9 protein-coding genes are annotated in these 12,423 nt (G+C 69.3%); 3 read left to right on the top strand and 6 right to left on the bottom strand.

The window, feature by feature from the left end:
- The first annotated feature begins 112 nt into the window (after window positions 1-112).
- Window positions 113-1,498 carry a serine hydrolase domain-containing protein gene (locus tag ACQP0N_RS13525; RefSeq protein WP_433120446.1) on the top strand — a complete coding sequence of 462 codons (1,386 nt, stop codon included), beginning with the start codon at window positions 113-115 and terminating at the stop codon, window positions 1,496-1,498.
- 16 nt (window positions 1,499-1,514) lie between these two features.
- On the opposite strand, the gene ACQP0N_RS13520 is transcribed toward ACQP0N_RS13525, so the two are convergent.
- The gene (locus tag ACQP0N_RS13520) at window positions 1,515-2,735 is read right to left on the bottom strand and encodes an MFS transporter (protein ID WP_433120444.1); all 1,221 of its coding nucleotides are present in this window, start codon (window positions 2,733-2,735) and stop codon (window positions 1,515-1,517) included.
- A gap of 41 nt (window positions 2,736-2,776) precedes the next feature.
- On the opposite strand from ACQP0N_RS13520, the gene ACQP0N_RS13515 reads away from it, so the two are divergent.
- Window positions 2,777-3,943: an ROK family protein gene (locus ACQP0N_RS13515; RefSeq protein WP_433120442.1), complete on the top strand. Its 1,167-nt coding sequence runs from the start codon at window positions 2,777-2,779 to the stop codon at window positions 3,941-3,943.
- Here ACQP0N_RS13515 and ACQP0N_RS13510 read toward each other — a convergent pair.
- The 4 genes from ACQP0N_RS13510 to glsA form a co-directional block, all read right to left on the bottom strand.
- The gene (locus tag ACQP0N_RS13510) at window positions 3,919-4,296 is read right to left on the bottom strand and encodes a MerR family transcriptional regulator (protein WP_433120440.1); all 378 of its coding nucleotides are present in this window, start codon (window positions 4,294-4,296) and stop codon (window positions 3,919-3,921) included. The genes ACQP0N_RS13515 and ACQP0N_RS13510 overlap by 25 nt on opposite strands.
- Before the next feature lie 178 nt (window positions 4,297-4,474).
- Window positions 4,475-5,794: an ammonium transporter gene (locus ACQP0N_RS13505; protein WP_433120438.1), complete on the bottom strand. Its 1,320-nt coding sequence runs from the start codon at window positions 5,792-5,794 to the stop codon at window positions 4,475-4,477.
- 80 nt (window positions 5,795-5,874) lie between these two features.
- Complete coding sequence (glnII, locus tag ACQP0N_RS13500) at window positions 5,875-6,894, bottom strand: glutamine synthetase (protein ID WP_396799678.1); 1,020 nt, start codon at window positions 6,892-6,894, stop codon at window positions 5,875-5,877.
- 63 nt (window positions 6,895-6,957) lie between these two features.
- Window positions 6,958-8,511 carry a glutaminase A gene (gene glsA / locus ACQP0N_RS13495; protein ID WP_433120436.1) on the bottom strand — a complete coding sequence of 518 codons (1,554 nt, stop codon included), beginning with the start codon at window positions 8,509-8,511 and terminating at the stop codon, window positions 6,958-6,960.
- 777 nt (window positions 8,512-9,288) lie between these two features.
- Here glsA and ACQP0N_RS13490 point away from each other — a divergent pair.
- On the top strand, window positions 9,289-10,413 hold the full coding sequence (locus ACQP0N_RS13490; RefSeq protein ID WP_433120434.1) for a DUF1996 domain-containing protein: 1,125 nt from the start codon (window positions 9,289-9,291) through the stop codon (window positions 10,411-10,413).
- 1,662 nt (window positions 10,414-12,075) lie between these two features.
- Here ACQP0N_RS13490 and ACQP0N_RS13485 read toward each other — a convergent pair.
- The gene (locus tag ACQP0N_RS13485; RefSeq protein WP_433120432.1) at window positions 12,076-12,249 is read right to left on the bottom strand and encodes a hypothetical protein; all 174 of its coding nucleotides are present in this window, start codon (window positions 12,247-12,249) and stop codon (window positions 12,076-12,078) included.
- Between the last annotated feature and the right edge of the window lie 174 nt (window positions 12,250-12,423).

The following is a 12,423-nucleotide window of genomic DNA, read 5'->3' as shown; positions in this document are numbered from 1 at the left end:
GTCGCCCGTACGGCCCGCACAGGTGTCGGAAACCGGCCAGAACGCTGGACGAGGTGAGCGTACGGCTGATTGGGCTTGGCGCGCACGATTCGGATCTGTCAACATCACCGGCATGCCCGTCGCCCGTCGTACCCTGCTCGGCGTTGGCCTGGCCGCTGCGACCTCCGCTCTCACCGGCTGCGGCGACAGCGGCGGCGAGTCGGCGGGTGGGGCCGACCCGGGCGGCACGGTGACGGCCACCGACGCGGCGGGGAACAGGGTGGGATTCGGCGCGGCCGGAAAGCCCACGGCCGCTTCGTCGGGTACGCCGAGCGCCTCCCCCACGGCCGGCGCGGGCGCGCCGGGCAACCAGGCCCGGTACGCCGCGGACGTGACCGCGTTGCTGCGGCGACACCTGCCCGCCTCGGCACAGACCGTCACGCACCACGGTTTTCCCGGTGCGGTCGCCCTCGTGCTGGTCAACGGCAAGATGACCGTGCACACCGCGGTCGGGGAGGCCCTGCGCTACGCGGCCGGACCGAAACTGCTCGCGGCGAAGAGCCGGGTCGCCATGCGCCCGGACTCCATCTTCGACCTCGCCTCGGTCACCAAGGTCTACACCGCCATCCTGCTGCTCCAGCAGGTCGACAGGGGCCGTGTCGACCTGGGCGCCCCGGTGCGCGACTATCTGCCGGGGTTCACCGGCACGGGCAAGGACCGCGTCACCGTCGAGATGCTGCTCACCCACACCAGCGGTCTCCCGGTCGGTGCCAAGGTCACCGGCCTGCCGGACAACGCCGCCCGGTGGAACGCGGTCCTCGCCACACCGCTGGTCTCGGGCGCCGTGCCCGGGGACACGTTCCGCTACTCCAGCGTCGGCCTCATGGTCGCCGGCAAGATCGTCGAGAAGGTCACCGGCAAACGCCTCGACCAGGCGCTCAAGGCGAACCTCACCGGTCCACTCGGCCTGCGCGACACCGGCTTCGCCCCCACGACCTGGCTGTCGGCCAGCGAGAGGGCGGCCCGAATGGTCGCCACCGACGCCCGCTCGTCGCGCGGCCTCCTCCGAGGCACCGTGCACGACGACGTCGCCAACCACCTCGGGGGCGTCGCCGGTCACGCGGGGGTGTTCGCCAGCGCCAGCGATCTCGCGGCGGTCGGCCAGATGCTCCTCGACGGTGGCACCTACCAGGGCCGACGGGTCCTCGCCGCCGACACCGTGCGCCGGATGCTCACCAACCACAACGCGGGCAAGCCGGCCGTCGACCCGGAGCGTCCGCACCGTACGGCCGCCCACGGTCTCGGCGTCGTGCTCAACCAGCAGTGGTTCATGGGCCGGCTCGCGTCGGGTCGCACCTTCGGCCACACCGGGTTCGCCGGTCCCTCGCTGCTGGTCGACCCGGGCCGCAAGCTGGTCCTCGCCCTGCTCACGAACCGGGCCCACCCGAACTGGTCCTGGGCGAATCCCGATCCGGTCCGCGCGTCCGTCGGCGACCTCCTCGCCTCGTCGGTCACCTGACCGACGCCGGCGGCGGTCAGCCCGCCACGGCGGCCGGCTCCCGGTCCCGACGACGCCCCGCGTAGCTGACGATTCCCAGGCCCAGCCCGACGACCGCCAGGACCAGGCCCACCCGCGCCGGCGCGAGGTAGCCGAGCCCGGCGGCGATGCCGACGCTGCCCAGCGCCGCGCCCAGGCTGTTCGCGATGTTCATGGCGGACTGGTTGAGCGCCGCGCCCATCAACTGGGCGCCGGGGGCGACCGTGATGAGGCGTGCCTGCAGGACCGGACCGAGGTAGAGACTCGTCGCGCCGACACCGAACGCGCCCACGAAGAGACCCACCGGGTGCGACGCGACGAGACTGAACACGCCGATGCTGGCGATCATCGCCACGAAGCCGATCATCTGGCTGCGACGCAGATCCCGGTCGGCGAGCCAACCGCCGAGGGCGTTGCCGACGGTCATGCCGAGGCCCACCGCGACCAGCACCCACGGCACCGTCGCGGCGGAGAGCCCGGCGACGTCGGTGGTGACCGGCGCGATGTACGAGTCGACCGCGAAGAATCCGGCGAAGCCGATCGCGCCGGTGGCCGCGACCAGCCAGACCTGCGAGGTCCGCAGGGCCCGCAGCTCGGCGGCCGGCGAGCCGTCCGCCGCCGCGGCGACCTCCGGCACGACCGCCAGCACGGCCAGCAGCGTGAGCAGGAAGACACCGGCGATGACCAGGTACGCCGTACGCCAGCCGGCCTCCTGCCCGAGCCGGGTGATCAGCGGTACGCCCACCACGTTGCTCACGGTCAGGCCTCCGAGCACGGTGGCGAAGCCCCGCGCCTCGTTACCGGGGCCCATCAGGGTCGCGGCGAGCAGGCCGGCCGCCCCGAAGTACGCGCCGTGCGGCAGCGCCGCGACGAACCGCGCGACCAGCACCAGCTCGAAGTTCGGGGCGGTCGCCGAGGCGATCGTGCCGGCGGCGAAGAGGACGAGCAGCCCGAGTACGAGCCTGCGGCGGGGCAGGCGGGCGCTGAGTGCCGCGATCAGGGGAGCGCCCACGACGACGCCCAGCGCGTACGCCGTGATCATCCAACCGGCCCGGGCGACGGCGTCCGACGAGGATCGGGCGTAGTCCTGGGCGAGCAGGTCGCGTGCCATCTCGGGGAGCAGGCCCATGGCCACGAACTCCGTCAGGCCGACCGCCACGCCGCCCAGTGCCAGGGCGGCGAGCGCCGCGAGCCGTTGACCTCTGCTCAGTGCGTTCACCGAGCGAATTTAGCAACAGCGTTGCGTAATAGAGTGGCGAGATGACGCGTACCACAGCGGACGTGACGTTCCTGCGCGGCTACAACCAGGCGCAGGTGCTGGCCGTGGGGCGTACGGCAGGGACGTTCGAACGGTCGACGGTCGTCGCCGCCACCGGCCTGACCCCGCAGGCCGTCTCCAAGGTCATCGCGCGCCTGAGCGCCGACGGCCTGATCCGACCCGCCGGTGTCCGCCGCCCGGGCATCGGCAAACCCGCGGTCGTCTACGAGCTGGTCCCCGACAGTCGGTACGCGATCGGCGCGCACGTCGCCCGGCGCACGCTGCGACTGGTCCTGGTCGACCTGGCCGGCGCCGTGCGCCACTCGACGGTCCGACCGCTGCCCGCGGACTTCACCCCGGAACAGCTCCTCGACGCCCTCTGCGCCGGCATCGGGACGATCGGGACGATCACCGAGGACCCCGCGCTACGGGACCGGCTGACCGGCGTGGGCCTCGGCATGATCGGCCCTCTGGACCACGCCAACGGGCTGGTCCGGGACGCGCACGGCCTACGACACTGGCACGACGTACCGCTGCGCGAACTGGCCGAAGCGCGCCTTCGTCTGCCGGTGCACCTGGACAAGGACGTGACCGCCGGTGTCACCGCCGAGGCGTGGCGGCACGGCGCGACATTCGGCGACGCGGCGCTCATCATGGTCGAATCCGGCATCGGGGGCGGCTTCTGGCTGGGCGGCGCGGCCCATCGGGGGGCACACACCAACGCCGGCGAGTTCGGCCACACGGTCGTCGACCTGGACGGGCCCGTCTGCGTCTGCGGACGTCACGGCTGCCTGGAGGTCGTCCACCTCCGTGCCGCCGAGGCTGGGGACGTCCCGCGTGCCGCCCGGGTCCTGGCGATCGGCGTCGTCAACCTGCTCCAGACCCTCGACCTCGCCCACGTGGTCCTCGCCGGCGCGGATCTGCTGCGCCACGCCGAGGTCTACCGCGCCGCCGTGGAGCAGGCCGTCCGTACCGACGTGCGCCGTACGGACTGGCTCGCCCCGACCGTGACCCTCTCCACCCTCGGCGCGGACGTGATCGCCGCCGGGGCCGCGATCCAGGTCCTCGACCAGCTCTACGGCATCCCCGACCTCACTTCCGGCGCACCGCCCGCGACCGTGCGACAGCACCGTCCCACGGGCGACTATCGCGGGGTCTCGTCGGCGTAGCCGCAGCCGTTGCCCGGGTCCTCGCTGGCGCTGATCACCGCGTCGAGGCGATCCCGAACCTGGACGAGCTGGTCGATCTGGTGGGTGATGCGATCCCGTTCGGCGTTCAGCAGGGCACGGGACTGCGGGGTGTTGACCTGCGCGTCGACGCAGGGCAGCAGATCCAGGATCGTCCGGCTGGACAGACCCGCGGCGTACAGCGTCTGGATGAGCTGGACGCGGTCGACCGCTTTATCGCCGTACTGGCGCTGGCCACCGCCGCTGCGCTCGGGGATCAGCAGCGACTGCTCCTCGTAATAGCGCAGGGCGCGCACCGACACTCCCGTGCTGGTGGCGAGTTCTCCGATCCGCACGGCCCCTCCCCTCACGTGGTGACGCCGACAACACTTACCTCTGACGTCAGCGTCAGATTCTAGCGTCGTCCACGCGACGGCTGCCAGTGCGACGGCTCCCGTCGACGTACGCCGGCGGACCGGGCGGGGTTGGCGCACCCCTCCCGGTCCGGACCACGGCGATGTCCGTCGCAGTCGGTCAGCGGGTGTACGGGCCGTTGAGGACGTCCATGATCGGATGCTGGGCGGTCCTGTCCTGCGCCCGGCCGCCGGTCGAGCCGACCGGGTCGGCCCGCCCCTCGCTCACGTCGAAGTCGTAGGCGCTCTCCGCGTGCAGGACCTGGTCGATACCGGCGACCTCGTCCGATCGCGGCACCCGGAAGCCGACCGTCACATCAATGATCTTGACGAGCAGCCAGGTCAGCGCCACCGAATACGCGGCGACGGCGAAGGCGCCGATTGCCTGCTTCCCCAGTTGCCCGGCACCGGCGCCGGCGACGAGGCCGTCGGTGGTGTCGAACACTCCGATGAGCAGCGTCCCGACGAAACCACCGACCGCGTGAACCGCCACGACGTCCAGTGAGTCGTCGTAGCCGAAGCGGTCCTTGAGGCCGACGGCCCAGGCGCAGACGACACCGGCGATGACACCGATGGCGATCGCACCCCAGGTGTTCACGACCGCGCAGGCGGGGGTGATCGCCACCAGGCCGGCGACCGCGCCCGACGCGGCGCCCAGGGAGGTGAAGCCACCCTTGCGTACGCGCTCCCAGACGAGCCATCCGATCATGCCGGCACCGGCCGCCACCTGGGTGTTCATGAAGGCGACGCTGGCGGTGCCATTGGCGGCGAGGGCCGATCCGGCGTTGAACCCGAACCACCCGAACCACAGCAGGCCGGAGCCGAGCATCACGAGCGGCAGGCTGTGCGCCCGCATCGACTCACGCCGGAAGCCGACCCGGTTGCCGAGGACGAGGAGCGCGCCGAGGGCGGCCATGCCGGCGTTGATGTGGACCGCCGTGCCTCCGGCAAAGTCCTTCACGCCGAGCTTGAAGATCCAACCGTCGGCCTGCCACACCCAGTGGGCCACCGGGAAATACACCACGGTCACCCAGAGCGCGACGAACAGCATCCACGCGCCGAACCTGGCACGGTCGGCGATCGCCCCGCTGATCAGGGCCGGGGTGATGACGGCGAACATCATCTGGAAGACCGCGAACGCGAGCACCGGAATGCTGCCCGTCAACGTGGTGTCCGAGATGCCGCTCAGGCCCACGTTGCTCAGATCGCCGACGAGTCCGCGTCCACCGACGTCGTCGCCGAAGGCGAGCGAGTATCCGTAGGTCACCCAGAGCACGCTGACGATGCCCAGGCTGATGAAGCTCATCAGCAGCATGTTGAGAACGCTCTTCACGCGAACCATCCCGCCGTAGAAGAACGCCAGGCCGGGGGTCATCAGCATGACCAACGCGGCACTGATCAGAACGAATGCGGTATCCCCCGCGTCGAAGCCGTCTGGCATCGAGATGCACTCCATGTCGTGGTAGCTGCCGCAGCAGTGCGGCGTGGTGAATGTCGTCCGCGGACCGTGGTCCGCCCGCCTCACACGAGGTCGGCGGCCTCCAGGGCGCTGCAGCAGGTGTCGACGATGAGGCGGGTCACGGTGTACGGGTCGACATTGGCGTTGGGCCGGCGGTCCTCGATGTAGCCCTTCTTGTCGATCTCCACCTGCCACGGGATGCGGACGGAAGCACCGCGATCCGAGACGCCGTAGCTGTACTCGTTCCAGGGCGCCGTCTCGTGCGCGCCGGTCAGGCGGGCCTCGACGCCGGCGCCGTAGTTGCGGATGTGCTCGGCGGGCTTGTCGCCCCGGCCGAGGGCCTCGCAGGCCTCGATGATCGCCGAATAGTTCTCCCGCATGGCGCGCGTCGAGAAGTTGGTGTGCGCGCCGGCGCCGTTCCAGTCACCCCGCGCGGGCTTCGGCTCCAGGGTCGCGGAGATGCCGAAGTCCTCGGCCGTGCGGTGCAGGAGCCAGCGGGCGATCCACAGCTGGTCGGCGACCTCCAGCGGGGACAGCGGACCGACCTGGAACTCCCACTGGCCGGGCATGACCTCGGCGTTGATGCCGGAGAGGGACAGGCCCGCGGCGAGGCAGTTGTCCAGGTGCTTCTCGACCACGGCACGGCCGTAGATCTCGTCCGCGCCCACACCGCAGTAGTAGCCGCCCTGCGGAGCCGGGTAGCCGCCGTCCGGGAAGCCCAGCGGGCGGGAGCCCTTGAAGAACGTGTACTCCTGCTCGATGCCGAACAACGACTCCTGGCCGGCGAACTGCTCGGCCACCGGACGCAGCAGCGCCCGCGTGTTGGACTCGTGCGGGGTGCCGTCGGTGTTGAACACCTCGCAGAGCACCAGCAGGTGCGCCCCGCCGCGGATGGGGTCGGCGTAGGTGGCGACCGGTTCGAGGACACGGTCGGAGCTGCTGCCCTCGGCCTGGTTGGTGCTGGAGCCGTCGAAGCCCCACGTGCCCGGCGTGACGCCGTCCTCGATGATCTTCGTCTTCGACCGGAGCTTCGCGGTCGGCGCGGTGCCGTCGATCCAGATGTATTCAGCCTTGTACGCCATGGGTCTCTTCTCCTGTGATCGGGCCGGATGGCCCACGAAATCGTGATCGGTGGAACGGACGGTTCAGACCGCCGCGAGCGGCGCGTCGGTTCGCACGAGGGTGGCGGACGCCGGGCCCTCGCCCGGCGTCGACGTGAGCAGCGCGACAACGTTGTCATGTGCTCCGCGTTCGGCATCGGAGAGCGCCGTCCCTCCCCAGCGGTCCCGCAGAGTTGGATCGGCCCCCCGGTCCAGGAGGTACTGGACCACGTCGAGGTTTCCGTCGGAGGCGGCCAGGTGCAGCGCCGTCCGCCGGTCGTAGTCGGCGGAGTTCGGATCCTTCCCCGCGGCCAGCGCGAGCCGGACGTACTCCAGATCGCCGTGACTGGCGGCCCACAGCAACCGCGTGGTCGACGCCACCTCGTCCTCGTTCCTGCCACGTCGCGGGTCGCGTTTGCCGGAGTCCTCCCCGGCGGCCAACGAGTCGTAGACGTGGAAGTTGAACCGGTTGATGAGTTCCTTGCAGAACGCGACTCCCCGGACGGAGTTGCCGAGCGCGTCGAGGCGGGGCGACCAGACGCAGACGCCCATCACGCCGGGAACCACGATCATGAGTCCGCCGGAGACACCGCTCTTCGCCGGCAGACCGATGGTGAAGGCGAACTCCCCCGAATAGTCGTACATCCCGCACGACGACATCAGCGACAGGCACTTGCGTGCGGTGTCAGCCGAGAAGATCCGCTCCCGGGTGAGGGGGTTGACGCCGCCGTTGGCGAGCGAGGCGGCAACGACCGACAGCGACCGCGCGTCGACCTCGATGGAACAGCACTGGAAGTAGAACTCCAATGTCTCGGTGAGGTCGGTGCCGTCCGGAAAGGCCTGGTGCTCGCGCATGAAGTACCCGAGAGCGAAGTTCCGATCCGCCGTACGCCGTTCCGAGAGATAGACGGCATTGTTGAAGCCGACCGTCCCGCCGCCGGCCAAGCTGCGCCACGTTTCGGCGACGTGGTCGAAACGGTCGGCCATCTCCCACCTCGGGCGCAGCAGCGAGCAGCACATGATCGCCCCCGAATTGATCATCGGGTTGTGCGGAAGGCCCTCGTTGTTCAATGTCAGCTCGTTGAACCCGCGACCGCTGGGTTCCCGCCCCACGTGCCGGTGGACCTGTTCGGCGCCGTGCTGCTCCAGCGCCAGACAATAGTTGATCGGCTTGCAGACCGACTGGACGCAGAACGGGGTCTCCGCGTCCCCCACGGCGAAACGCTGTCCGTCGGTCGTGCACAACGCGATCCCGAAATTCTCCGGATCGACGCGGCCGAGCTGCGGGATGTAATCGGCGACCTGCCCCCCGTCCTCACCCCTGAGGCCCTCGTAGATCGAGAAGATCTCCGTCTGCAAGGCGGCGAAGTCCGGAATGACGAGGTCTCCGCGAAGGGACCTCTCGATGACACCGCCACCCGTCCTGCACCACGCGACGAAACGGGATATGTCGAAGCGGGCCGGACCGTCGCCGCTGGTGGCGAACCGCACCTCGACCAGGCGCGGGTCCGTCTCCGAGATGCCTGCGGCGCGCAGCCGGCCGACGAGTTCCGCCACCGCGACCGTCCCGTCGGCGTCGACCGTGAAGGACCCGAACAACTTCCCGTACTCTGCGGCCGCAAAATCGTCGGAGCCGGACGGCTCGACACGGCGGGACCACGCCTGATCGGGGCGACGTGGCATGGCTCTGGCTTTCCTGGTCGCGGGCATAGCGGGTTTCAACTACTCCGTAATCAATGGTGACAAGGCGGTGGCGGCGCCATCTAGCGGCAGTCGTGCTCCGGTGACGGTCGACCCACCGACCTTTCGAAGACTAGGAGGGACCGGTGTACGTCCGCTTGATTTCCTCTTACCTGCGACTGCCGCCCCCCAACCGCACCATCGGGGGTGCCGGGACACGTGAGTGAATAGGGCCAGCACTACCACTACGGTGATTTCTCACACACCTTTGAACAGGTTGGGTGAATCCGTTGGGCGCACGCCTCCGATGTCATGGTCGCGCACACGCGGTCACCCAGCCGTCGTACGCGCCCGGGTAGCCGCCGGTCCGCCCGTCGTCGACGAACGCGACCGCGGCTGCCCAGGCCGGCCCGGCATCTGTCGCGACGCCTCGTGCGGCCGAGGGGCACCGGGGCGGACGACCCCGTGGGATGCTGGCGACACCGCCGACACCCGCGCGGCGGTGGGGATGGACTGCCGACGGACCCGCCGATTACGTCTTTTCGAGAATCGATATCAAATCGACAGGACAGACCGTCGCGCAGAGCTGACAGGGCAATCCCGGAGCGATATTTAAGGCATATTTAATCGGCGCGGCCGGATAGGCGCGGGGGGTCGACTCGTACTCTTTCTTCTCGGAAGAAAGGTGCACCCTCGTTGACACATCTGCGATCCACCCCTCGACACCGTCGCGCCCTGACCGCCCTGCTGGTGGTGGGCCTGGCATTCACCGGCGGATGCAAGGAGTCCCCCGGCACGCCCGGCGCGTCCGGCCCGTCCAGCGACACCGGCATCGGCTCGTCCGGACCCGCGACGCCGACGCCCGCCCCGGCGACCACGCCGAGCGCCCCGGGCACCTCGACCAGCCCGTCCGCTCCCGCCAAGCCCGGCACCTCGTCCACGACCGCCGCCGCGCCCACCACGTCGGGTGGGTGGATCACCGTCGACGCCGCCGCGCAGGCCGCCGCGACGAGGGCGTTCTTCGCGCGCAAGCCGAAGCCGGTGACCGGCAACCCGGTGAAGGTTGCCGAGTTCAACGTCGGCTGCACGGTCAGCCACCACAACGGTGACGACCCGATCGTCCTGCCAAAGCTGGCCGGCGGCTCGCACAACCACACCTTCTGGGGCAACAAGTCGACCGACGCCAACTCGACGGCGGAGTCGCTGCGGGCGTCGAAGGCGACCACCTGCAACTCGCCGGACGACCAGTCGGCCTACTGGGTGCCGACCATGTACCAGAACGGCAAGGTCGTCGACCCGACCGAGGTGACCGTCTACTACGGATCCCGCCTGAAGGACCCGAGTAGGACCCAGCCCTTCCCGTTCGGTCTGCGGATGATCACCGGCAATGCCAAGAACCAGGTGGACACCCCGGACAAGCAGGGCAACCACTTCTGGTGCGCCGGCATTGGCGGCGAGATCGGCCGCAGCGCCGACAAGACCTTCCCGGTCTGCGCCAAGACCGCGCACGTCGTCCGGCAGATCACCTTCCCGGACTGCTGGGACGGCAAGCACCTGGACAGCCCCGACCACAAGGCGCACATGGCCAACGGCGACCACACCGGAGCCTGCCCGAAGAGTCACCCGGTGCCCGTCCCGTCGGTGTCCTTCGTGATCTCGTACCCGTTGAGCGCGAACACGGACGGCATCACCCTCGCGTCCGGCACCTCGTTCTCGATGCACGCGGACTTCTTCAACGCCTGGAAGGACGAGGCGCTGGCCGCAAGGGTCCGCAACTGCCTGGACCAGAAGGTCAAGTGCAACTCCGCCGGCAACTTCTAGTCCTCCCCGACCCACTGGAGACGCCTTACGCGCCCCACTGGCGGGCTGTACCGGGCGTTGAGGTCATCTTGGGCGCGCTCGAACGCGGCTGCCTCAGTGTCGCTGAGGGGGCCGTGGTGTGGGATGCCGGAGGCGGCCCCAAAACCGCTGCAAGGCGGTCAGGGTGGACTGGTCGGCGGGCATGACCTCGGGTAGTCGGCCCCGATGTGGTACTTGGATCCGACCCGCATGACACGCAAGCCGACTGCGTTGCGCAGGTTCACGTACTCGTTCGGCCCGTAGAGGACGCCGAGGCGCCAGCCGCCCACGCTGCCCGCCGAGGCTGACTGCGGAGGTGCGCCCCGCTCGCGGCGATTGCCTGCCTGATCTGCGCGATGCGCGTAGCTACCAGTCCGACGCGGGTCGGGGCAGCCGCCACGCCCGTAGTGCCGGCACCGGCACCACAGGCGTGGCAGGCTAGCGGAGGGGTGTTGCCAAACGCGCCGATGTGGGATCCCCCCAGCCCCGCTTTAGGCAATAGGAGCGCAATCCCCGGCGCGGTCCGTCACTGGTTGTTGCTGATCCAGCCCGTCCAGGCGGTGCAACTATCGTTACCTACCGGGGAGGGAGCACACAATTGCCATCTGAGCTGACTTCCCTGACCGCCATCCGACCGCACCGTTGAGTGCTCGTAGAAATCCTTGTTGCAGACCCCCCAGTTCGGGGCGTCCAGCATGTTCCAGCACTTACCGGCGCGGTAGAGCGTCCAGGATCCGTTGGGGCCGCGAAGCTGGTTCTGCCAGTGCAGGTAGGGGCTGCTCATGTTGGCTCGGGAGTCCTGCACATAAAAGACGTCGCCGTATCGCCTAAAGCAGCCTGCGGCGAAGCTCGCATAAGTGCAGGTCGAATCTTGCCCGGGAGGTCCAAAAGATTCCGCAACGTCGGATTCCACTACCACGATAGGCCCTTCTGCCGCCGCAACCGATTTGTCGACAGAGGTGTCAGCTGAAGCCTGGGACGGGGCAATTCCGAAGGCCAGTAAGGCGGCTCCAGCAACGGCGGCTAACCGTATGGCATTGCGTTTTAGCACAGCGTCTCCCGATGTGTTTGGGGTGGTTACCGCAGCGGATGAACCGGACTGGCCGGCACCCATCCAACGTTCACTATGGCAATTCCGCCGTGAAGGGTTCAGCCTGTTCGGGACTGTTCCGAACACTCCGCGCGGATCAGCCGGCAAAGCCCGACGCGCGGGCGACCGCAGGCCGCGGCGAACAGACTGACCCGGCGGAGTCGGTGCGGCCACAGTCTGACGCCTCGGGTACGACGGTGGTTGCCACCAGGCGGCCCCTTTGCCAGACGCTGGACAGGAGACGGCGGTGGTCGCCAGTCACGGAAGTGCCGGCGACCGCCGCCGACCGTCACCGCTCTCTGGCTGGACGGCTTCGGGTGGACGCGGACATCCCGGCACCCGGATTCAGGAGGTCGTACGACCGGCGAGGCTGGGAATCCATCGCCGCCGACTGCCGTGACGTTGCGGCCGGGGTGGGACCAGAGCGGTCGTCGATCTGAGTTGGTCCGCGGATCGTCGTGCGCCGGTGATCGACACAGCGAGGTCTCCGGTGGACGGCTCAGCCACCGCCGGGAATCGGAGACCGGAGACCTCGCATAGTCGGAGGTCTGGCATCAGACGAGATGCTGGACCCGCACCTTCGGGTGCACGTTCCTCAAATGGCCTTGCTTGTGTTGGCGGACCTGTTCGTCCCAGATCTCTTGGTCGTAGTCCGGATCTGGCGGTACCCACTTGTGGGAGCCGTCGCTGTAGTGGAACTTCTCGTCGCCGGACCGCAGGATGCTCACCGAAGCCAACCAAGGAAGCGTCTGTGCAGAGTCCCCGCCGGCACCCAGGTCAGGTCTTCGGAGGCCCGCACCAGGTGGGCACCCAGGTAGAAAGCCAGGGAAAGCGGAGCGTCGTCGAACTCCGCACGTAGCTCGCGCTGCCGCGTGCGGCAGGGCCAGGGCGCGTCGCAGCCG

This window comes from Micromonospora sp. CA-246542 (assembly GCF_050942905.1).
In the GTDB taxonomy this organism is placed as follows: Bacteria; Actinomycetota; Actinomycetes; order Mycobacteriales; family Micromonosporaceae; genus Micromonospora.
This window is presented reverse-complemented; position numbering and strand designations above follow the sequence as displayed.